The sequence below is a fragment of the Thiomicrorhabdus immobilis genome (assembly GCF_021654855.1).
GTDB lineage: Bacteria > Pseudomonadota > Gammaproteobacteria > Thiomicrospirales > Thiomicrospiraceae > Thiomicrorhabdus > Thiomicrorhabdus immobilis.
On sequence record NZ_AP024202.1, the window covers coordinates 1,229,755 to 1,251,639 of the forward strand.

Genomic DNA, 21,885 nt, shown 5'->3' on the forward strand with positions numbered 1-21,885 from the left:
AAGATACAAATAAGATGACAAACAATCCAAGAAATATCGTGAGTGAAATATAGCGCTTGCGAAGGCTTGGTGGATTTTTAGTGGTTTTTATCATTTGTAAACAGTATGAGTTCTTTGGTCAAAATTATAGGTAAGTATAGATTATCAGGATGGCCGTTTAAAACAAATTCCATTTCTTTTATTTATATATAAGAAGCGGTAAATGGAGTTTGCTTGATCGATATCGATTAGATTTTTTGTAGTCTAGATATTAAATTCCGGCCAATGTTGTTTTTTATTAAAAGCTGCACCATTAAGGTTCAAATTTTAGTTGTTTTGTTTCTGTATGGATCACTTTTTATAGTCTTTTTTACTATAAGTTTATGTTTATATTAGATAATGGTTGCAGTGGCACTCTTTTGGATTAGGTTTTTTAAAAAGTATTGTTTTCAAGGGTGAAAAATATGCAGTTAACTTTCTCGGTGCTTCTTATAAGCGATAATCCAACAGAAACCGGTTCTATTCAAGAGGGGCTGAGTAGGGCTGGCGCCTCACAGGTTCACAAATGCTCCTCAAGCGAAAATTTCTTACAAAAACTAGATTCGCTAAGTATCGATTTGATTATCCTTGATATTGATAAGCCGTCCGTTGATTTGTTTGAACAGTTCTCGATTGTCAGGGATTTTTGCCCAAAGCCTGTTGTGTGTTTTAGTAATGATTCCGATTCAAAAATTATAGAAAAATCGGTTAAAGCGGGCGTTGCGGCCTACATTGTGGATGGTAAGGCTCCAGAACGAGTAAAACCGATTATCGATGTCGCAATCATGCGTTTTAATGAGTGCCAGGCTGTACGTAAAGAGTTGGCATCTGTTAAAGATAAGCTATCAGAACGAGCTGTGATTGAAAAGGCTAAGGGGTTGTTGATGGAACATAAAAACATGAGTGAGAACGAGGCTTATAAAACCTTGAGAAAAATGGCGATGGATCAAGGCAAGAAAATATCGGTGATTTCTCACGAAGTTTGCGGTGTTTTAATCGGCTTGGAAGGGATTTAGTAACTGTAGGGCACCTTATATAAAAAAGCCACTGCAAACAGAGTGATTTGCAGTGGCGTTTTGTTGGAGTCTTAAGCTTTATGAACTTGAGTTTTCATTGGTTTTTATAAGCGTCTGACCAAGCAAAATCAAATTCAACTTGGTTTAGTTCCAATTCCAATGCTTGCATTTTGTCTTCAAGCTCACGTTTCTCTGCGACCACGTCAATCAGGGCCTGATTGTTATCTTCCAAACGGTGCATTTGCTCGAGACCTAAGTGATAAAAACGCAAAATTTTCATCGCTTGTTGGTCGCCATCCTCAACGGCCTGTTTGACATTGTTGAGGACATTGGAAATATACATCAAGTTACGTTTTAGACGCCAGGCGTAAATACCTTCTTTCATCCACTCTTTATCGGCAAAAAAGACTTTTACAATTCCTGCCGTGATCAGTAAACCGACAAACGCCCCCATAAAATTTAAAACCAAATGGTTGCTGGAATATTCACCAAATAAATCCACCGCCATGGTTGCGGTAAAAAAACCAATAACGATAAAAATCGCCATTACGATAAGGGTCGCTTTACGCGTCTGTTTACGGTAATAAATTGGGTCAATCTCTTCTATTTTAAACATCGTATACCAGGTTAGTTGTTAAAAAATTAATGCTGCCGATTCTACTGGTTTAGCGTGTTTATGTCATCTGATGATGGCATTTTATTTAGAAATTGGTTTAGAGAAGGGCTGTTGCTATCAATATCGTAATAACGCTTACAGCCAGCTAAAAGATTGAGTTGACAGCTTTGGGCGTACCACTTTTTGGACTCGGTTAAATCTCTACTGGCTAGAACACCGCCTAAATAGACGTTGCCTAGAAGAAAGTTTGCTTCCGCATCATTTTGCTGAGCCGCCTCTTTTAAATGCTTAACCGCTAAAGAGGCGTTTTTCTCAACTCCATTGCCCTCTATTAAATGTTTAGACATAGCGATGAGTGCTTTGGGATGATGAAGGTTGACCGCTTTATTCAACCAGTAAAGACTTTGCTGTTGATTTTTAGTGGTACCAATTCCAAATTCATAGGCATGGGTTAAACGTAACATGGCAAGAGGTTCGCCACGTTCGGCGGCTTGAGTGAACCAATAAAAACCTTTTTTGAGGTTTTGCTGAGTGCCTAATCCATCAGTGTATAAAACTCCGGTGTTATAGAGGGTCATGATAAATGGCTTGTCGGTAAGGTTTTGCTTGATAACCTGGCGTGAAAGTTTCAGATGCCAATAAAAAGCATAGTCGATATTGGTTAAGGCACCACTTTTGGGATCGCCAAACACTCTAGCCATTGCATAGCCTGAATTGGCATCGCCTTTAATCGCCTTTAGGCAAGTTTCATTACCTTGGTTTTTAAAAATACGATTACAAGTATTGGCGTTGAAAACCGTTTCAGCATAAGAAGTGATTGGTAAAAGAAGGGTGAACAGTAAAGTAATTGTGTGTTTTTTCATCATATTGGTCATTCAGGTCATTCAGTTAATTAAAGTACGTAAAAACAATAATCTTGTAATGATAATGTATTTAAACTGATTTTATATTTTAATTTATGTTTTGTTTGAAAATGCTATATACTTGCTGCTGATTTTATGTCGGAGTGCCTTTAGGCTGAGATCGCGAAAGCGGGATCCGTAGAACCTGATCTGGATAATGCCAGCGAAGGGAACAATCAGATTTACACAAATCTTGTGTCAATAGTAAAAACGTTTAGAACGAAGGTTTTCAAAACTGGAATTTATCAGAAATACAATAAGATAAGACAAATTCTTGTTGTGTGTTTTAAGTTTTGAATTGAATTGCTATTGCCTCTTAATCTGAATCTACATGTCTAAACAGCTTCGCCTTTTATTTACGAATGATTTAAAAATAAGGCTGAGTTATGAGTTCAAACAACCATCTTTCTACTGACCGTCGTCAAAGACGTGCTGAAGCTGAAGCATTTATTCAAAACGTTTCGGGACAATCTTTTCCCAATTCTAAAAAAATATATGTAGAGGGTAAATTGCACCCAATCAAGGTGGCGATGCGTCAAATTGATGTGAGTGATACCTATGTAAGCGGCAGTGAAGACAATCCAGTATACGAAAAAAATGAAGCGGTGCCTGTTTACGATACTTCTGGACCTTATACCGATCCGAATATTGAGATCGATGTTTATAAAGGGTTACCTAAATTCCGAGAGAATTGGATTGAAGCGCGTGATGATGTGGAGACATTAGAGTCGGTAACGTCAAAATACACTCAGGGACGTTTGGCTAAAGAAGGTTTGGACCATATTCGTTTTGAAAACTTACCGGATGTTAAGAGAGCCAAACCGGGTAAGAATGTCACGCAAATGCATTACGCTCGCCAGGGTATTATCACCCCGGAGATGGAATATATCGCAATCCGTGAAAACATGAAACGTGCGGAAGTTCGTGAACAGATTCTTACCCAACAACACGCTGGAGAATCTTTTGGTGCCAGTATCCCTAAAGAGATAACCCCTGAGTTCGTTCGTGACGAAGTGGCGCGTGGCCGTGCGGTCATTCCATGTAATATCAATCACCCAGAATCTGAACCGATGATCATCGGGCGTAACTTCTTAATCAAAGTGAATGCCAATATCGGTAACTCTTCGGTTGGATCTTCGATTGCCGAAGAAGTTGAAAAATTGGTTTGGGCGACGAAATGGGGTGCGGACACGGTAATGGACCTCTCTACCGGGCGTAATATCCATGAAACGCGTGAGTGGATTATGCGCAATTCCCCAGTGCCGATTGGTACGGTACCGATTTATCAAGCTTTAGAAAAAGTCAACGGTATTGCTGAAGACCTGACTTGGGAGGTATTTAGAGATACCCTGATTGAACAGGCAGAACAAGGGGTGGATTACTTCACGATTCATGCCGGAGTATTGTTGCGTTATGTGCCTATGACGGCTAAACGAGTTACTGGTATCGTTTCGCGTGGAGGCTCGATTATGGCGAAGTGGTGTTTGGCGCATCACCAAGAAAACTTCTTATATACCCATTTTGAAGATATCTGCGAAATCATGAAAGCCTATGATGTGACTTTCTCTTTAGGAGATGGTTTGCGTCCGGGGTCGATTGCCGATGCCAACGATGAAGCACAGTTTGCAGAATTGGAAACCTTGGGAGAACTGACTAAAATCGCTTGGAAACACGATGTGCAAGTGATTATCGAAGGCCCAGGACATATCCCTTTGCACATGATCAAAGAGAATGTTGAAAAGCAGATCAAAGAGTGTGATGAAGCGCCTTTTTACACTTTAGGGCCATTGACGACCGATATCGCACCAGGTTACGACCATATCACATCAGGGATTGGTGCTGCGAATATCGGATGGTACGGCTGTGCCATGCTATGTTATGTGACACCTAAAGAGCATTTAGGCCTGCCTAACAAAGACGATGTTAAAGAGGGCTTGATGGCATACAAAATAGCCGCGCATGCGGGTGATTTGGCCAAAGGGCATCCTGGTTCGCAGATTCGTGATAATGCTTTATCAAAAGCACGTTTTGAGTTCCGTTGGGAAGATCAGTTCAACCTGGGTTTAGACCCGGAACGTGCCCGTGCATATCACGATGAAACCATTCCGCAGGAATCCGGTAAAGTGGCGCATTTCTGTTCGATGTGCGGGCCTAAATTCTGCTCTATGAAAATCAGCCAAGAAGTGCGTGATTATGCCGATGCGCAGGAACAAGCGGCGCAAAATGGACAAATCACTGAAATCTCCTTGGAATCGATTCAATCTGGTATGAAAGAAAAATCCAAAGAATTTAGAGATGCCGGTAGCGAAATTTACCAAAAGGAAGCGTAAATCATGCTTGCAACAAAACCTAAGGTGGCCATTTTAGGTGCGGGTTTATTAGGGAGGATGTTAACCGTCTCCCTTATGCAGGAGTTTGACGTTTCTTTGTTCGATAAAGACAGCGGCGATGCTGAACATAGCGCGGGTTATTTAGCTGCCGCCATGTTGGCGCCGCTGGCGGAATCAGCGGACTGTTCGCTTGAGATAATGCAAATGGGTGAAGCAGCTTTGGCCTTATGGCCAGAGTTTTTGGCTCAGCTGGATAGCAAAGTCTACTTTCAGCAAGCGGGCAGTTTGATTGTGGCTTTTGAACAGGATATGGCCGCTTTAACGCAGTTTAAATCGCGTTTAAAAGGTCATGGCTTTGAAACCTTGAATGCAATGCAAATAAACAGTCTGGAGCCTGAGATTACTTCTCGTTTCGCTAAGGGATTATACCTGCCCAATGAAGCACAATTGGACAATAGGCAGTTGCTGGAAGCGTTGGCTATCCAAATAAGAAACAATGATGTGGCTTGGCATTGTCATGCCGATGTAGAGGTTAATTCTGATGAGGTATTGATTAACCATCAGCCTTTGAATGACTTCGACTGGATTATCGATTGTCGTGGATTCGGATTACAAAAGGACCTCGAAGCCGTTTCGGCTGTTAAGTCAAAGTTGGATAAAGACGCCATCTCTTTTCGAGGGGTAAGGGGCGAGGTGGTGCGAGTGCACGCGCCGGCGGTGACTTTGAACAGGCCTGTTAGGTTAATGCATCCCCGTTATCCGATTTACATCGCACCTAAGGAAAATCATCATTTCGTGATAGGGGCCACACAGTTGGAATCGGAGGATAATCGTAAACCAACCGTACGTTCGGTGCTTGAACTTTTATCGGCTTGTTTCAGTGTGCATAGTGGTTTTGCAGAGGCGGAAATTGTGAGTATTGATGCCGGGTTACGTCCAGCCTTTTTGGATAATCACCCTAAAATTTTTCAGCACAAAAATCGAATTACCGTTAATGGCTTGTTTAGACATGGCTATTTATTGGCTCCAATGATGGTTAAGGCCTGTCTGCAGTTGATTAAGCAAGTAGATAAGCAAGCAGATAGGCAAGAAAACTGCCCAACAGAGAGCGGTGTCACAAGCAATGAAAGTCAGTTTGTAAACCCACCAGGCCTGGTCAGTTTTGTAAACCCATATAAAAAACCGTACAAAAATCTAAATAAAGCAAGTTAGCTAAGCTCTCTTGAGGATAGAGAATGAATATTACAATCAATCAACAGATACTCACCTTTGATAAAGAAATCAAGTTAACGGAAGTGTTGGAAATTTATAAGGCATCTCAGCCTTACGCCATCCTGTTAAATGGTGAGTTTTTACCGCAGTCAGAGCATGGCTGTACCTGGTTAAAAGACAGCGATAAAATAGACGTTGTTGGCGCCATTCAAGGAGGCTGAAAATGCAAGATAGCTTTTCAATTTATGGAACCAAGTTAAACAGCCGTCTATTTGTGGGGAGCGCTTTGTATCCTTCACCACAAATTATGCAAGACGCCATTAAAGCGTCAGGTGCGCAAGTGGTGACTTTGTCAATTAGTCGGCAAAACCCGCAACAGCAGGGCGGACAAAATTTTTGGAGTATTATCCAATCATTGGGTGTGCACCTTTTACCGAATACCGCAGGTTGCCACTCGGTTAAAGATGCCGTCAATATGGCAAAAATGAGTAGAGAAATCTTCCAAACCGACTGGGTGAAGTTGGAATTGGTGGGGGATGATTACAATTTACAGCCCGACCCGATTGACTTGGTCAAAGCGGCTGAAATTCTATTAAATGATGGATTCAAGGTGTTGCCATACTGTACCGATGACTTAGTGATCGCACGCCATCTAGTGGAATTAGGGTGCGAAGTATTAATGCCTTGGGGATCACCGATTGGTACAGGAAAAGGACTGTTAAACCCTTACGCCTTACAAGCGATTCGAGATCGTTTTCCTGATATTACTTTGATAGTGGATTCTGGGATTGGTGTGCCTTCTCATGCGGTACAGGCTATGGAGATGGGCTATGATGCCATTCTACTCAATACGGCAATTGCACATGCCAATCAACCTGAACGAATGGCAATCGCTTTCAAAAAAGCAATTGAAGCGGGGCGTGGAGCTTATTTAGCAGGGCCGATGGCGGAACAGAAATCGGCCAACCCCAGCACACCAACGATTGATTCACCATTTTGGCACCATTCAGCATAGTTTGATCGCCGTTGATGTCGACAATGTAATGTATAAAAAATATAACCAAACGACTAATTATAATGAGCTTGGTTTTATTTGATGCTCGCCTTAATTTCAGCGTATTTCTTGATTTGAGTCTAGTTTTTATCTAAATATCACCTGTAAGGGTGGTATTTATTAGGCTAAATTCTTATATACTATAAATGTAAATAAATTACATATGTTCGATTTAAAGGAGAACAACATGAAAGTGGTTAATGGTCTAAAAACAGGTGTGGTTGGTTTGGCTTTATTATTCGCATTTGGTTCAGCGGCGTCGTTGGCTTATGCAGAGGATGCGGTTCAGTTGCAAACGCAACAGAATACTCAACTACAAACTCAACAACGAATGGGTCCGGCAGTTCCTCAGGGTGATGGTGTTCAGAAACAGGTTCAGAAAAAACACCTTTATCAGCATCAAAATCAGTTTGAAAAGCAATTAGAAAAAGCTGAAAACGGTAAACGTGATGTGTCATCAGCTGCAGGTACAAATAATGGTCAGCGTCAAGCTAGCGGTGCTCAGGGTGGACAACGTCAAGGCTCTGGAAGTATGAATCGTTCTGGAGGCGGTGGCGGAAAACGTTAACTTGCCTAATCATCTTAAAATAGATGTGATCCATTAAATTAAAGATGATTCAACATTAAGCCAGTCTAACCACAAGTTAGATTGGCTTTTTGTTTTGGAAGTTGATAACGAAGTTTTAGGAAAGTAATCCAGCATTTACTTTATTGGCGAGTTCTAATTTTGAATTAACTTCATATTTAGCATAGATATGCTTAACATGCGTTTTAACCGTGTTAACACTGATATGCATCTCTTTAGCGATATCACTATAAGATTTGGCGGCCAGCAGTTTTTTTAATATGTGTTTTTCTTTGGCGGTCAATAAAGGGATGTCATTATTGATCTGAATGCATTTTCCCTGAAACATCCGGGTTTTCTCATCATGAAAAGGGCGGATAACCGTCTCTATCATTTTTTTTATTTTAGTCAGTTTTTCAATTTCGGGTTGGCTTGCTCCCAAGAAACCAAAAAATATGCAGCCAATAATTTGCTGTTCAAACGAAAAAAGAGGAAAAACGACCATATGATTAAAAGCGTGACTCTCTTCAAAATGCTTGATTTTCTGTTTTGAAATAGAATCGATTAAAAGGTCTTCAATGGAATCTGTTACAGTGTATTCTTCTCCTGCAGTGAAGGCTTTAGCATTTTTCTTTTTAAGGGTGTCCAGAACCAGTGTATGGCTTTGTAGGTGATAGCGTTTTAACAATCCGTGAAAGATATTGGATTTCTCGAGAATGAATTCAAGTTGCAGGCTGTCTTTTTGGAGGATACATAATCCGCCCATGTCCGCGCCAGACTCTTCGAATATATAATGTGATTCATTACGAAAAATAGCCTCAATACTGTGGCCGGCCATTAGGCAGGATTGAATATTGATGGTTTGTTGTAGCATGTCAATATCGGTAACATCTTGCATTTTTTGCCCTTTGCTGAGTGTGTGCTTATTCTGGATGCGGAAAAGCTTCGCAGAAAAATAAATTGCCAAGTTGTTCTCAATCAAGTTTTGTTATAGTTGCCCATTAAATAAATACAATTATCACCAAAAAGGGTGATGAATACTATTACGTATCCATATATAGTAAACATTATAGAAAAGTAAATATATTTATATATATATTTATACTTAAAAGATTTAAAAAATAAAAACAAACCTTAGAGAGGTCAGAGGAAATTATGAATTTGAATAAGATTTTTAAACGTAGTGCACTAAGTGCGGCACTTTTGGTTGTTAGTGTTCCAGTGTATTCTGGTCAGATTATCGGTGTTCAGCAAGGTTTGCCTAGTCCTATTTTAACTGGTGCTGATGAGTACAAAAATGGTTTTGGTGGTTGGGATTATGGCAATGTCAATGTAAGAATTGTTGATGCTGAAACTAAGCAAACAGATGTTGTAGGCAAGAGTTTTGATTCTATTACAGGTTCTTACACGGCAATGACTTACGGAGAGAGTTTTGTCAGTGAGGTTATGGATGGCCCAGCAGGGACTGTAATGGGTAGACTAACAGGTAAGGATTGGCCAGTTGGTGAGCCAGCAGGCGTCAGGGTTATTACAACAGATGCCATTGAGGACCAAAGTAATGGGCGTCCTAATAGTTGTATTTTAAGTACTTCTTATCATAAGTTTTCGGAGGACTCAAATTATTCAGGTCCGACTCCAGATGATGGGTATTTAGATTCTGCTAATCCCAACCCAACACTTTGCGACAGCCCTTTTCAGACTCATAAACGTTTCAAAGTAAGTGCATTACCAACATCAATCGATGATGCCGATGGTACAGTAAATAATGCGATTGATATTGTTTTTAACTTGGATACAGGTGCCACATCGACTGCTGAAACGGCACTGCGTCGTTATTCGGTATTGCAGAAATTAAACAACTATACGGGGTCAAGATTAGCGGGTTATAAGATTGAGCTAGGTTTTGGTGTAGGGAATAACTTTGCAAAAATTGATACCACTAATACGACTTTAACAGATCAGCTACACCTTTCAGTAGGAGCAGGTGATGGTTCTGATTTTTGGTCATCAGGTGATTTAGCAACATTTTCAGCAGGTCTATTTGGTCCTGCAGATCCTCCAAAGCACCCTAATGACGGATTCTTTAGTAATGCTACGGCAAACTATCCTGTAACGTTAACAGATGCCGGTCTTCTTGAGTCATCTGGTGTGTTAGCTAGTAATTATACAAGCTTGTTTGGTGATTGGATCCCAAGTAATGTCGCTCCTAGCGGGGTCTTTTATGATGATGACAATGACCCGACAACAGATGCTGTTCTGGTTGCTTTCTGGAATAATGGCCAATGGTTATATGGACAAGCCCAGAGTTTTGCTCCTGTGCCAGATGCAACACTTACACAATGGGCAGACAATAGTTTATATAGTGTAGGTGTCATTGAAGATTTATTGAACCTAGGTTTAAGTTATATGGTTGAAGTTGGTGATGTGAACACCATTGTTACACAGAGTAGCTACAATAACTTTACCATTCGCATGATTCCTGTTGTTTCAACTGATACAACTGCAGTGACATGGGGTGATGCACCAACAGATTTAAGTGCTTATGCGAGTGCTACTGGTGGAACAACGACAACTTCTTCTGGTGGTTCAGCGAGCTTTGTGAGTCAGTATGGATTTGTTGCGCTATTGTTGGTTTTCCTAGGTTTAGGTGGCTGGATTGTTAGAAACAAAATGTCTAAATAATCGTGCGATAAGCAATTAAAAGCGTTGTTCAAGACGTTTTTAAGTCCACCTAATATGAAACCCTTACAAATTGTTATTACAGCTGTAAGGGTTTTTTTATGCTTTTCTTATTAAAAAAGAGGTCTCTTTAAGTGTTGTGGTTTGTAGTTCGCTATGTTCTATGGTTAGTACTGCTATTCGCTCTGTTTTTTATTGAATCCATTTCTCCTCTTTATTTTGTGCAAACCTGGCAAACGGATTTAACCATTTACCTCACCCATTTATGGATTGATGGTTTTGATATTCCCGTCAAGATGGTTGGAAACACCGTTTATTTGGACCATGGATTCAATATCTGGATTTTGGATGGCTGTAATGGTCTAGCCGCCTATTTACTGTTCGGTGTGGCGATATTAGCTTACCCAACCGTTTGGTTGAGTAGATTGATTTGGTTGCTTGAGGGGTATTTCTATCTAGTTGTTATAAACTCGATACGAATTGATTTTGTAGTGTATTTAACCATGTTTGATGCGGACTACTTTTACTGTGCTCATGATTGTATTGGGCGTTTATGTATGGTGGCAACGACCTTGTTATTGTTTATGTTGTTTACCTTCCGTGTGCAACTCAGTCGACAGGCTCGTAATCAATACGATCGCAGAAAGGGAGAGCGTGATAGAAGACATGCTCATGCCCATGAATGGCGCGAAGCTAAAGAGGAACGCAGGCATAATAAAGAACCAAGGCGTAAACAGCAAGATAGAAGGGAGAAACCTCCTGAAAGGTTGAAGCTGTAATATTAAAGTATCCATTGCCGATTCTTTTCCAGATTGACAGAGTTTTGTGTGTCTTGTAGACTCCTAGCACTCTTCAATTTGGATTAGTTATGGCGGCAAATATTCATATCCAGAAAACCGATTTTTCCCTTCCTGTTATTCAACTATCGCAATGTGATGTTGCAGAATTAAAACAAGAGCTTGAGCAATTTGCATTAAGTGACTCTGATGAAAGCATTGCTGTACCTTGTATTCTCGCAATTGACAATGAGTTTACCGAGCCAACTTTTTTAGCCCAATCATTGGAGTGTTTTCGACAGCATGGTTTTTTACCTATTGGCCTTAAGACAGAGTTGGATGGCATTATCCAACAGGCTAAGTATGCTGGGCTGGCAGTGTTTAGTGAGAAATTGAATCAATTAGAACTGTTTGATGCCGTTTTGTTACAGCAGCAGGTTAAAACTCCGATTGCAGAACAGAATGTCAGTCCCAAACCGTCCGAGAAAAAAATGCCCGTCATTTTGCACCGTAGCATCACCAGTGGCGAACAAATCTACGCTGAACATAACGACTTGGTCGTTTTAGGTGATGTTGCCGTTGATGCTGAAGTGATTGCGGATGGAAATATCTACATTGGCGGAAGCCTGATGGGCAAAGCGTATGCTGGAAATTCCGGCTTAATGAATGTGGACGAAATCAGTGTGCGAGCGACTTCATTTGAACCTCAGTTGATCAGTATTGCAGGTTTCTATCAATTGTATGAAGACATCCCAACTAAATACCTGGGCTTGGCTGTCAAAGTGAAGTTTGAAGCACAGCGATTCGAATACCGTTTAGAGTAGATTGAGCTGTAACCTAGCAAAGGGTTAACCGTTGGTTCTATCAGTTATAAAAAAAACCGTTTAGTCAGAAGATTAAACGGTTTTTTTTATATGTGTTGCTTGATTACCAGGCCGGATGGGTTTTATTCATTCGGCTCAACCTTAACCAAGATGCCAAATAATGGGTGGTCGATGTAATGTAGTTCACCCGGTTTGATTTTTCGTGACTCTTTTAGGTTAAAACGCCAATGGGTAGGGTGCTCCCCATTAGATAAATTTTGGTTTTGGGCAAATTCATCCATAATTTTTGTCGGAATACGGCGCTCAAACTCTAAGTCGAAGTCTACATGGGCAAAACGAGTTTTGTATAAACGTACCGTGCCGATTAAGTTTGAACCTACTTTTTGGTCGTTCTCAATCAGAACGGTCGGGGCATTTTTATTGGCATAAGCCATTTGTGACCAGGCCTGGTGAAATAAAACACGATAACCTTTTTTATTAAGCTGGTTTTCGGTTCCCGCTAAGGTTTGATTACGTCGGTCGATCCATAGTGGTTTTTGATTACGAGTGAAAACCGATGTACTTCCTCGAGTGCTTGGCAGTTGAATGTCATCTGGCCAATATTCCTCTGTCCATCCTTTTAAACTCAAGTGTTCAAACACAATCACTTCAATCGTATAAGAGGGTGCTTGTGCCTGCGATTGTGTTGATAGTAATGCTAGATTAGCAAAAGCTAAAATCAATATAAGGCGAGTTTTTAATAAAAATAAACGTGTTAATATTTGCATATTTTGGCTCGTAAAAATTACTCTGAAATTGCGTTTTCAACAATGGGTCGGTCAGTTCACTCGGTGGTTGCAATGCTGCGAATAACCAGTTCAATCGCCGATATTCTTTGTTCAATAGTGGGCATTGTATCGAAAAAGCTCAGTTCCGTTTGCCCTTTTAGTTGAAATTGCTTAGGTTGTGATTGAATTAACTTAATCAGCTTCATTGGGTCAATGTTTGGTTCATTATTGAACTGAATGCGAATCATCGATTCCCCAGCATCAAGCTTGGTGATGCCAATCGGTTCGATGAGCAGTTTAATCCGGGTCACTGCAAACAATTGTTTAACCGGGTCAGGCAGTAAACCAAAGCGATCAATCATCTCTACTTCCAGTTCACGTAGGTCGGCTTTGCTGTGAGCGCTGGCAATGCGTTTGTAGAAAACCAAACGGGTGTGCACATCGGGCAAATAGTCTTCGGGAATCAAGGCGGTTACCCCCAAATCAACTTCGCTACTACTATGTAATGCGGTATTGAGTTCAGGTTGTTTGCCCGACTTGAGAGCTTTAACGGCACGTTCAAGCAGTTCACTGTACAAGCCAAATCCAATCTCCTGAATCTGTCCTGATTGCCCATCACCTAAAAGTTCACCCGCACCGCGGATTTCCAAATCATGACTGGCAAGCATAAAGCCCGCTCCTAAGGTATCGTGTTTGGCTATCGCAGTGAGGCGTTTTTCGGCGTCCTTGGTCAACATCGATTTTCCAGCGGTAAACATATAAGCGTAAGCTTTGTGATGTGAACGTCCGACACGGCCTCGTAGCTGGTGTAGCTGAGCTAAACCGAATTTATCGGCACGATGGATGAGGATGGTGTTGGCGGTAGGAATGTCGATACCGGTCTCAATGATAGTGGTGCAAACTAGGATGTTATAACGGCGATGATAGAAATTTTCCATCACCGCTTCCAGTTCACGTTCGTGCATTTGCCCGTGGGCGTAAGTCACCTTGGCTTCGGGAATCAGTGCCTCGATATGTTCAACCATCTTTTCAATCTTATCGACTTGATTATAAAGAATGTAAACCTGGCCGCCTCGACGAATTTCACGCAGGGATGCCTCTCTGACCACATCGTCATTCCATTCCTGCACGAAGGTTTGTACCGCAAGGCGTTTGGCGGGCGCAGTGGCGATAATGGATAGGTCTCTAAGGTCATTCATGGCCATATTCAGCGTTCGTGGGATTGGTGTGGCGGTCATGGTTAAGACATCCACTTCGGTGCGCATCTTTTTAAGTTGCTCTTTTTGCCTGACCCCGAAACGATGCTCTTCATCAATGATGATTAACCCCAGATGTTTGTAATCGACATTCTTTTGAATCAATTTGTGGGTGCCGATAATGATGTCGACTTTGCCGGCCTTAAGGTCTTCTAAAGTAGTTTTTTGCTGTTTTGGCGTTTGAAAACGTGACAGCACTTCAATACGTACCGGCCAATCCGAAAAACGGCTTCTGAAATTTTCCAGGTGCTGATGCGCCAATAGGGTAGTTGGCACAAGCATGGCGACTTGTTTACCATCGTAGGCGGCAATAAAAGCCGCACGCATGGCGACTTCGGTTTTACCGAAACCAACATCACCGCAAACCAGTCGATCCATCGGAAGTTCCGAATGCATATCTTCGATAACGGCTTCTATCGCTTGTTGTTGATCGGGGGTTTCTTCAAATGGAAAGCTGGAGGCAAAGCGTTGGTAAGCTTCCTCGGGTGTTTTAAAGGCGTAACCGGGTCTGGCGGCACGTTGTGCGTAAACATCCAATAACTCTGCAGCTACATCGCGGACTTTTTCTGCGGCCTTACGTTTGGCCTTTTCCCATTTATCGCTGCCTAAACGGTGCAGAGGTGCAGTTTCTGGAGTGGCACCGGTATAACGGCTGATTAGGTGTAGCGATGAAACTGGAACGTAGAGTTTTGCATCACCTGCGTATTCGATCATCAAGAACTCTTTTTTATCGCCTTGGATTTCTAGAGTTTCCAGACCTAGATAGCGACCAACACCGTGGTCGATGTGTACGATTGGACTGCCTAAGTCGAGTTCTATCAAGTTACTGACAGCGGTATTGAAGTCATCGTGTTTACGCTTACGGCGACGCTTCTGAACGACGGTTTGCCCAAAAATTTGGGTTTCAGAGATTACACTGAATTGCTCGGTATGGATTGACGTCTCTAACGGACTAACGACAATGCAGTATGGCTGATTGGATTTGATCGCTTCCTGCCAGGTTCCGACAATTTGAGGGTGTTGTTGATATTTCCCAAGCAGGGTGAGTAAGGTTTCACGACGACCGGTGGTTTCGGCACTGTATATGACCTTGTGTTTATAGAGGTCTAGGAAGGCGTTGAGTTTGGCTAGCGGATATTCACTGTTGGATTGGACACCTAAGTCCGGTAGAGGTTGGGTGTCAAATATGGCCGTGGTTTTTTCCGAACAAACCGTTTCCAGAGTGATTCTATGATGTTGCTTTAATTCCGTTAAGAACTGGTTTGGCTGTAATAAAATTTCGGCCGGCTTGAGTAACGGAAAGTCTGGATTATGTTGGCCAATTTCATAACGTTCACTGTAATCCATCAATGTTTGATCAAGAGTTTGTTCGGTATTGCCAAAATCGAAAAAAAGACTATTTTCGGGCAGATAGTGAAACAGGCTGGTCAGTTCTTCATGAAATAAGGGTAGGTAATACTCTAGACCGCCAATGTTTTGCGCCTCGGTAACGCTTTTATAAACTTGCGCTTTTCGTGCCTCATCACCAAAATAGTCTTTGAATTTATTTCTAAATAAATCAATTCCTTGCTTGGTGAAGTTAAACTCCTTTGCAGGTAGTAATTCAATCTTTTCTATCTGTTCAATAGAGCGCTGGGTTTCTGGATCAAAACTACGGATGGATTCCACTTCATCATCAAACAAGTCTATTCTGAATGGGGTTTTACTACCCATCGGGAATAGGTCGATAATCGCTCCTCTGACTGCAAATTCACCATGCTCGTATACTTGACCGACTCTTTGATAGCTTCCTGATTCAAGCTGCTGGCTGAATTTTTCTACATCTACCGTGTCGCCGGTTTTAAGCATAAAAGTAAACTGTTGAATGTAATCATGCGGTACCACTTTTTGCATGAAAGTGGCGATGGGCACAATCAAGACACCATGATCAATACTGGGTAGACGATAAAGCGTTTTTAGTCGTTCTGAAACAATGTCTTGATGCGGTGAGAATTGGTCATAGGGCAGGGTTTCCCACTCAGGAAAGGTTAGGATTTCAGTAGAGTTCGCAAGAAAAAACGCCAAGTTTTCTTGGAGCTGGTTGGCCATTTGTGAGTTTTCAGTAAGAATAATCACCAGGCCTGGTGACGTTTGAATTCTATTAGCAATTGCCAAAGCGCTTTCAGATTGGGTTAGAGGTGCCCAAAATGAACGGTGGCCTTTAAGGGTGATTTGTTCTGGCGAGAGTAATGACGCAAGTTTTTTCATGCTTATAGTCGATTCTTTGTCAAAAATTTAGCCCAATATTTTAAACTACTGGTACTTTTAAAACTGACTAAATTATTAACTGTGAGGTAAATGTGGGGAATTGGGCTTTTTCTTGGGTGCAGATAATGGCTCATAACAAATCAAAATTACTTGCTGTTTGGGGTGTAATCAGTGCGTTAAGTTTGCTTGGAATCTTTAATTTAGATTTTTCAATGGTGTTGCCGGAAATGCTTTTGTTTGCAGCGAGCTTGGTTGTAATGAGTGCCGTTGTGGGATATTTGTTGGAGTCACCTAAGGTAGCGGTTTTACAATTAGGGCTAAGTGTTTATATTGCCTTGATGACGTTTGGATCTTTAGGTTGGTTGGGGTATGGCTTAACTCAGCAATCACTTTTGGGTTTGGTGGTTCTAATGACATTGTTAAGCAGTAACTTGGTCCATATTCTAAGTACCTTGTTGCGAGAGATGGCCAGGGGGTTGTTTCAATATGATGCCGTTGCGGAAGCTTTGAAATTGAATGCATCACCGATCTTTTTATCCAATCTAACGACTGCGCTAGGGTTTGTGTTTGCTGCATGGATGGATCCTCAGTACATGAGCTTGGCATGGTTGGTTGTGATTGGTGTGAGTTTTAGTTTTTTAATGAGTATCAGTTGGTTGCCGATGATGCTTTTAAACTGGTTGTTGGAGTTTAGGGTGGGGAATCCAGCAGATAGGCACGGCTTGACCTTTTTGGCGAAATGGCTTGAGAAAAATACCTTATATAGAAAAGGCTTTGTTGCGATAAGCTTGCTTTTAGGGGTTGTTCTAATCGGTTTGAATTGGAATGTCTTGCAGGGACTTGAACAGTTCATGTGGTTGATGGTTTTGTTTGTAGTGCTGTTTTGGTGGTTTTGGAAAAGTCTGGGGTTAGCTTTGCTAAATGTGTGGGTTAATTTGCTCGCCTTACTTACAGCGATGACACTGTTCACTTGGTTCTGTGGTGACTCTCAATGGGCTTTTTTGTTATGGATGGTGCCATTAGGGTTGATTGTCGATGATGGGATTCACTTTTTCTCACGTTACGCCCGTGCAAAATATACCGTTTTTTCAGAACCGAAGTCAGCGGTTGTTTTTGCAATGGCAAGTGTCGGTCGACCTATTTGGATCACCTCTTGGGTATTGTTTTCAGGTTTGGCGGTTTTATTGTTCAGTGAAAACCAAATGGTATATCAGGCCAGTCTATTGACCATGTTAGCCCTGGTTATCGCCACGATTCTCATATTGACAGTGCTTCCTGCTATTTTAATGACAAAAAGAAATTAATAATAAGTTGGAATCTATAGGTGATAAGTATTTGATGCAACTAGAAAATGTTATCAGGTTATTAACTTTGTTGATTTGCCATTGATAAATTTTATTTTCTTTTATGGTTGATTTAGTTCAAGATGCCTCATAAACTCAATGTTTGTGAGGCGAGGAGGTCGTTTTCATAAGTGTTGAAAATGGTTTTTCATTAAAAATAATAAGATGAGGCATAAACATGGCAACAGTTGTTGTAGTTGGTTCAAGTACCGGTGGTTTACCGATGTCTTACGATATTCGTAAGCATTTAGATAAGGGTCACACAGTAAAGGTAGTAAACGCAGTTGATGAGTTCAGTTTTGTTCCTTCTAACCCTTGGGTAGCAGTGGGTTGGAGAAAGGCGGAAGATATCTCTTTCAAACTGGAACCTTATTTAACGCGTAAAGGTATTGAATTCTACAACCAGACTTGTGTTGGTTTAGACCCAGAAAACAACAATATCACTTTAGATGACGGTACGGTAATGGATTATGACTATCTGATCCTTTCTACTGGTCCAGCACTTGCCTTTGATGAAGTTGAAGGTTTTGGCCCTAAGAGCCATGGTGGTAACACGGTTTCTGTTTGTACTACTCCACATGCTGTTGAAGCTTATGAGCAATGGGAAGAGTTCTGTAAAGATCCAGGTCCGATTATTATCGGTGCGGTTCAGGGTGCCTCTTGTTTCGGTCCTGCATATGAGTTTGCCATGATTATGGAAACGGATTTACGTAAGCGTAAGATCCGTAGCCAGGTTCCAATGACATTTGTAACGGCCGAACCTTACATCGGTCACTTAGGTTTAGGTGGTGTGGGTGATTCTAAAGGTTTGATGGAATCAGAAATGCGCAACCGTCATATTGATTGGATTTGTAATGCGAAGACGACAAAAATCGAAGCTGGCATTATGTATGTTGATGAGCATAACAACCAAGGTGAAGTCATCAATTCACACGAATTACCATTTAAATATGCAATGATGTTGCCTGCGTTCAAAGGTTCTAAGTTCCTTCAAGAAATGGTTGATGCGGATCCTGAAAAAATGGGTGGTCCATTAGTTAACCCTCGTGGATTTGTGAAGGTTGACCAATTTAGCCGTAACCCGACTTATCACAATATTTATGCTTTAGGTGTAGGGATTGCGATTCCTCCTGTTGATACTAAATGTCCAGTTCCATGTGGTACACCAAAAACCGGTTTGATGATTGAGTCGATGGTTACAGCGATTTGTCATAACATTGAAGCTAACCTGGAAGGTAAAGAACCGCATGAAATTCCAACTTGGAACACCGTGTGTCTAGCGGATATGGGGGATTCTGGTGCAGCTTTCGTTGCTTTACCACAGATTCCTCCTCGTAACTTAACTTGGGCGAAGAAAGGTAAGTGGGTTCACTTGGCGAAGATTGCCTTTGAAAAATACTTCATCCGTAATATGAAATCAGGTAATTCAGAACCGATTTATCAGAAATACATCATGAAAATGCTAGGTATTACTCGTCTGAAATCAGATAAATAAAGTATAAATAATACTTAAGCATTCATAGTAAAAAACGCCCTCAATTAGCAGGGCGTTTTTTTTTGCCCTCGTTTATAATACGCAAGCTATGACGCTTGCATTCACTCTTCATTATCTAGATTTACTCGGTACGGTGGTATTCGCCATTACTGGGCTTTTGGCTGCCCGCAGAAAACAGTTAGACCTTTTCGGGGCGATTGTTATCGCAATGGTTACGGCTATTGGTGGTGGTACATTACGCGACCTGATTATTGATGTCCCAGTGTTCTGGACTCAGCAAGATATTTATATCTATATCGTTGTTATTTCTGCACTTTTTCTGTTCTTTTTTGCTCGGTTTAAGCGTCTTCCCGTTAAGCTATTACTGTTTTTAGATGCCTTGGGTTTGGCGGTGTTTACCGTGATTGGCACGCAAAAAGCCATGGCGTTGGGTTTTTCTGATCCGATTGCCATTATGACGGGAATCATGACCGGGGTTGTTGGCGGTATCATTCGTGATGTATTGGTGGGTGAGGTGCCTCTGGTGTTCCGAAAAGAGATTTACGCTACGGCCTCATTTACCGGAGCCAGTATCTTTTTACTTATGGAACAGATTGGTTTTGCAATCGATACTGCGGTGATCGTCTCAATCGTGATTACCTTGTTGATGCGTGTTTGGGCAATCATGTACAACATAGAATTACCGGTGTTTATCTCCTATAAGGCCCCTGAGATACAATCGCCTTCCAAAGTGGTTAAGAAAAGCCATAAATCCAGTCAAAAAAAACATAAGGCTAAAAAATAGGCTAACTATGATCAAACTTCCATATGAACTTTTATTAGGTTTACGTTACACAAGGGCGAAGCGACGCAATGGTTTTATCTCATTTATCTCCTTGTCGTCGATGATTGGTATCGCTTTAGGTGTCACCGCTTTAATAACCGTGCTCTCTATTATGAACGGCTTTCAGGAGGAGTTGCGTGATCGTATTTTAGGTATGACCGCACATATGACCATCAATGAACGAACCGATCGTTTGGATGATTGGCAAACCTTGTATAACCAAGTGATTAATCAACCTCATGTAGTTGGTGCGGCCCCTAATATAATGGAACAGGGGATGTTAACCAGTGGCAATAAAGTCAATGGCGTCGGCATTAGAGGGATATTGCCTGAATTTGAGGGGCAGGTGGCTGATATCGGTGGCAAAATGCTGTTTGGCTCGCTTTCTGATTTACAACCCAAACAATATCATATTATTTTGGGAAGTGAATTGGCCTTAAGTCTAGGGGTATCAATTGGCGATAAGGTAACGCTGATTGCCCCTCAGGGGAGTGTGTCACCAGTGGGGGTTGTGCCAAGGATTAAGCGTTTTACCGTAACTGGTATTTTTGAGGCTGGTATGCATGAATATGATAGCGGTCTGGCGCTGGTTCATATTGATGATGCTAAAAAAGTCTTTAAATATGGTGATTCTGTTGGTGCTTTACAATTGAAACTGGATGACTTGTTTAACGTGGGTGAGGTTAAAAGCGAATTGGCTCATGTGGTTGGCAGGATTCTATATATGCGTGATTGGCGTCAACAACACAGTAATTTTTTCAAAGCGATTGAGATGGAAAAACGCATGATGTTCATCGTGTTAACCTTAATCATTATGGTTGCGGCATTCAATATTGTCTCGACTATGGTGATGGTGGTAACGGATAAGCAGAGTGATATTGCCGTATTAAGGACCATCGGTGCAACTCCAATGAGCATCCAGCTGGTATTTATTATTCAAGGTTTGGTTATTGGTATGCTTGGAGTCATTCTCGGTTTGATTGGCGGATTAAGTTTGGCTCTCAATATAGATGTCATTGTCCCTTTTATTGAACAGCTACTTGGTTTTAAATTCTTTCCACCTGATGTGTATTACATCAGCTCGGTGCCATCAAAATTAGTTTGGTCAGATGTTTGGTATATTACCGGTTTGGCTTTCTTATTAACGTTGCTTGCGACACTTTATCCTGCAAGAAAAGCCTCAAAAGTTAATCCGGCGGAGGCGTTACGTTATGAGTGATGAAATGAATAAAACATTGAATGAGGCATTGAAACCAGTGGTTCTAGAAGCCATCGGTTTAGAAAAAACGTATAAAGAAGCTGAAATCGAAACCAAGGTTTTTAGCGATATCGATTTTCAATTGAATGCGGGTGAAAAAGTTGCGATTGTCGGTGCTTCAGGTTCGGGTAAAAGCACCTTGCTGCACCTTTTGGCAGGGCTGGATTCTCCCACTCGTGGTGTTGTGACCTTGAATAACCAATCGTTTTCAGAAGAAAACGATGTTGTAAGAGGTAAGTTGAGAAATCAGTACATGGGGTTTGTTTATCAGTTCCATCATCTTTTTTCTGAATTAACGGCACTGGAAAATGTCATGATGCCTTTACAGATCAGACGAGTTTCCATTAAAGAGGCCGAGGCTAAAGCGAGAGGGTTGTTGGATAAGGTTGGGCTTGCAGATAGGGCTTTGCACAAGCCGAGTGAGTTGTCTGGTGGTGAACGCCAACGAGTGGCCATCGCAAGAGCGTTGATTACCAACCCTGCCTGTATTTTGGCGGATGAGCCGACGGGGAATTTGGATTACCTATCAGCCAATCAGGTATTCGAACTACTGCTAAAATTGAATTCAGATCTTGGCACAGCGTTATTGATAGTGACTCATGATCGAAATCTGGCCGCACAAATGGATCGACAGGTAACGTTATTGGACGGCAATCTGATTTCATCTTAAAGCGGATTGCTAAATAGTCTGGCTAAGCAGGTCG

Annotated in this window: 19 protein-coding genes and 1 riboswitch; of the genes, 14 read left to right on the top strand and 5 right to left on the bottom strand. The window is 41.5% G+C overall.

Annotation, left to right across the window (positions count from 1 at the left end):
- The first annotated feature begins 443 nt into the window (after positions 1-443).
- A complete protein-coding gene (locus tag L6421_RS05500) occupies positions 444-1,034 on the top strand; it encodes an ANTAR domain-containing response regulator (RefSeq protein WP_237264373.1) in 591 nt (196 codons plus the stop codon).
- A gap of 94 nt (positions 1,035-1,128) precedes the next feature.
- Here the strand turns inward: L6421_RS05500 and L6421_RS05505 are convergent, their stop codons facing one another.
- Complete coding sequence (locus tag L6421_RS05505; RefSeq protein WP_237264375.1) at positions 1,129-1,650, bottom strand: DUF3087 family protein; 522 nt, start codon at positions 1,648-1,650, stop codon at positions 1,129-1,131.
- Positions 1,651-1,691: 41 nt separating this feature from the next.
- Entirely contained in the window at positions 1,692-2,513 is an 822-nt protein-coding gene (locus L6421_RS05510) for a tetratricopeptide repeat protein (protein ID WP_237264377.1), read from the bottom strand.
- A gap of 129 nt (positions 2,514-2,642) precedes the next feature.
- Positions 2,643-2,741, top strand: a riboswitch (TPP riboswitch).
- Positions 2,742-2,938: 197 nt separating this feature from the next.
- On the opposite strand from L6421_RS05510, the gene thiC reads away from it, so the two are divergent.
- The 5 genes from thiC to L6421_RS05535 all read left to right on the top strand — a co-directional run bounded on the left by thiC (position 2,939) and on the right by L6421_RS05535 (position 7,716).
- Positions 2,939-4,882 (top strand): phosphomethylpyrimidine synthase ThiC, encoded by a 1,944-nt coding sequence (thiC, locus tag L6421_RS05515; RefSeq protein ID WP_237264379.1) that lies wholly within the window; start codon positions 2,939-2,941, stop codon positions 4,880-4,882.
- Between the two features lie 3 nt (positions 4,883-4,885).
- A complete protein-coding gene (locus tag L6421_RS05520; protein WP_237264382.1) occupies positions 4,886-6,094 on the top strand; it encodes an FAD-dependent oxidoreductase in 1,209 nt (402 codons plus the stop codon).
- Positions 6,095-6,117: 23 nt separating this feature from the next.
- Positions 6,118-6,315 (top strand): sulfur carrier protein ThiS, encoded by a 198-nt coding sequence (thiS, locus tag L6421_RS05525; protein ID WP_237264384.1) that lies wholly within the window; start codon positions 6,118-6,120, stop codon positions 6,313-6,315.
- A gap of 2 nt (positions 6,316-6,317) precedes the next feature.
- A complete protein-coding gene (locus L6421_RS05530) occupies positions 6,318-7,109 on the top strand; it encodes a thiazole synthase (RefSeq protein ID WP_237264386.1) in 792 nt (263 codons plus the stop codon).
- A gap of 226 nt (positions 7,110-7,335) precedes the next feature.
- Positions 7,336-7,716, top strand: coding sequence for a hypothetical protein (locus L6421_RS05535; RefSeq protein ID WP_237264388.1), 381 nt, complete (start codon positions 7,336-7,338; stop codon positions 7,714-7,716).
- A gap of 115 nt (positions 7,717-7,831) precedes the next feature.
- On the opposite strand, the gene L6421_RS05540 is transcribed toward L6421_RS05535, so the two are convergent.
- Entirely contained in the window at positions 7,832-8,611 is a 780-nt protein-coding gene (locus L6421_RS05540) for a response regulator transcription factor (RefSeq protein WP_237264390.1), read from the bottom strand.
- A 257-nt stretch (positions 8,612-8,868) separates the two neighbouring features.
- Between L6421_RS05540 and L6421_RS05545 the strand changes: the two genes are divergently transcribed.
- The 3 genes from L6421_RS05545 (at position 8,869) to minC (ending at position 11,992) form a co-directional block, all read left to right on the top strand.
- A complete protein-coding gene (locus tag L6421_RS05545) occupies positions 8,869-10,395 on the top strand; it encodes a choice-of-anchor F family protein (protein WP_237264392.1) in 1,527 nt (508 codons plus the stop codon).
- A 131-nt stretch (positions 10,396-10,526) separates the two neighbouring features.
- Positions 10,527-11,171 (top strand): hypothetical protein, encoded by a 645-nt coding sequence (locus tag L6421_RS05550; protein ID WP_237264394.1) that lies wholly within the window; start codon positions 10,527-10,529, stop codon positions 11,169-11,171.
- Positions 11,172-11,260: 89 nt separating this feature from the next.
- Complete coding sequence (minC, locus tag L6421_RS05555; RefSeq protein ID WP_237264397.1) at positions 11,261-11,992, top strand: septum site-determining protein MinC; 732 nt, start codon at positions 11,261-11,263, stop codon at positions 11,990-11,992.
- A gap of 122 nt (positions 11,993-12,114) precedes the next feature.
- Here minC and L6421_RS05560 read toward each other — a convergent pair whose 3' ends face one another.
- Positions 12,115-12,759, bottom strand: a complete 645-nt coding sequence (locus L6421_RS05560; protein ID WP_237264399.1) for a CsiV family protein — start codon at positions 12,757-12,759, stop codon at positions 12,115-12,117.
- A 56-nt stretch (positions 12,760-12,815) separates the two neighbouring features.
- On the bottom strand, positions 12,816-16,262 hold the full coding sequence (gene mfd, locus L6421_RS05565; protein WP_237264401.1) for a transcription-repair coupling factor: 3,447 nt from the start codon (positions 16,260-16,262) through the stop codon (positions 12,816-12,818).
- A 125-nt stretch (positions 16,263-16,387) separates the two neighbouring features.
- On the opposite strand from mfd, the gene L6421_RS05570 reads away from it, so the two are divergent.
- From L6421_RS05570 to lolD, 5 genes are all read left to right on the top strand, one after another.
- The gene (locus L6421_RS05570) at positions 16,388-17,566 is read left to right on the top strand and encodes an MMPL family transporter (RefSeq protein ID WP_237264403.1); all 1,179 of its coding nucleotides are present in this window, start codon (positions 16,388-16,390) and stop codon (positions 17,564-17,566) included.
- 217 nt (positions 17,567-17,783) lie between these two features.
- Positions 17,784-19,100 (top strand): NAD(P)/FAD-dependent oxidoreductase, encoded by a 1,317-nt coding sequence (locus L6421_RS05575; protein ID WP_237264405.1) that lies wholly within the window; start codon positions 17,784-17,786, stop codon positions 19,098-19,100.
- A gap of 88 nt (positions 19,101-19,188) precedes the next feature.
- Entirely contained in the window at positions 19,189-19,884 is a 696-nt protein-coding gene (locus L6421_RS05580) for a trimeric intracellular cation channel family protein (RefSeq protein ID WP_237264407.1), read from the top strand.
- 7 nt (positions 19,885-19,891) lie between these two features.
- Positions 19,892-21,142 carry a lipoprotein-releasing ABC transporter permease subunit gene (locus L6421_RS05585; RefSeq protein ID WP_237264409.1) on the top strand — a complete coding sequence of 417 codons (1,251 nt, stop codon included), beginning with the start codon at positions 19,892-19,894 and terminating at the stop codon, positions 21,140-21,142.
- The gene (gene lolD, locus L6421_RS05590) at positions 21,135-21,851 is read left to right on the top strand and encodes a lipoprotein-releasing ABC transporter ATP-binding protein LolD (protein ID WP_237264411.1); all 717 of its coding nucleotides are present in this window, start codon (positions 21,135-21,137) and stop codon (positions 21,849-21,851) included. Before L6421_RS05585 ends, lolD begins: the two co-directional genes overlap by 8 nt.
- Positions 21,852-21,885 lie beyond the last annotated feature (34 nt).

Bases quoted from the DNA above. Each gene is read 5' to 3' on its own strand.
- mfd (WP_237264401.1), bottom strand. From the start codon at position 16,262: ATGAAAAAACTTGCGTCATTACTCTCGCCAGAACAAATCACCCTTAAA.
- L6421_RS05575 (WP_237264405.1), top strand. From the start codon at position 17,784: ATGGCAACAGTTGTTGTAGTTGGTTCAAGTACCGGTGGTTTACCGATG.
- L6421_RS05580 (WP_237264407.1), top strand. From the start codon at position 19,189: ATGACGCTTGCATTCACTCTTCATTATCTAGATTTACTCGGTACGGTG.
- L6421_RS05560 (WP_237264399.1), bottom strand. From the start codon at position 12,759: ATGCAAATATTAACACGTTTATTTTTATTAAAAACTCGCCTTATATTG.
- L6421_RS05505 (WP_237264375.1), bottom strand. From the start codon at position 1,650: ATGTTTAAAATAGAAGAGATTGACCCAATTTATTACCGTAAACAGACG.
- minC (WP_237264397.1), top strand. From the start codon at position 11,261: ATGGCGGCAAATATTCATATCCAGAAAACCGATTTTTCCCTTCCTGTT.
- L6421_RS05540 (WP_237264390.1), bottom strand. From the start codon at position 8,611: ATGCAAGATGTTACCGATATTGACATGCTACAACAAACCATCAATATT.
- lolD (WP_237264411.1), top strand. From the start codon at position 21,135: ATGAGTGATGAAATGAATAAAACATTGAATGAGGCATTGAAACCAGTG.
- thiC (WP_237264379.1), top strand. From the start codon at position 2,939: ATGAGTTCAAACAACCATCTTTCTACTGACCGTCGTCAAAGACGTGCT.
- L6421_RS05500 (WP_237264373.1), top strand. From the start codon at position 444: ATGCAGTTAACTTTCTCGGTGCTTCTTATAAGCGATAATCCAACAGAA.
- L6421_RS05520 (WP_237264382.1), top strand. From the start codon at position 4,886: ATGCTTGCAACAAAACCTAAGGTGGCCATTTTAGGTGCGGGTTTATTA.
- L6421_RS05570 (WP_237264403.1), top strand. From the start codon at position 16,388: ATGGCTCATAACAAATCAAAATTACTTGCTGTTTGGGGTGTAATCAGT.
- L6421_RS05545 (WP_237264392.1), top strand. From the start codon at position 8,869: ATGAATTTGAATAAGATTTTTAAACGTAGTGCACTAAGTGCGGCACTT.
- L6421_RS05510 (WP_237264377.1), bottom strand. From the start codon at position 2,513: ATGAAAAAACACACAATTACTTTACTGTTCACCCTTCTTTTACCAATC.
- L6421_RS05585 (WP_237264409.1), top strand. From the start codon at position 19,892: ATGATCAAACTTCCATATGAACTTTTATTAGGTTTACGTTACACAAGG.
- L6421_RS05535 (WP_237264388.1), top strand. From the start codon at position 7,336: ATGAAAGTGGTTAATGGTCTAAAAACAGGTGTGGTTGGTTTGGCTTTA.
- L6421_RS05530 (WP_237264386.1), top strand. From the start codon at position 6,318: ATGCAAGATAGCTTTTCAATTTATGGAACCAAGTTAAACAGCCGTCTA.
- thiS (WP_237264384.1), top strand. From the start codon at position 6,118: ATGAATATTACAATCAATCAACAGATACTCACCTTTGATAAAGAAATC.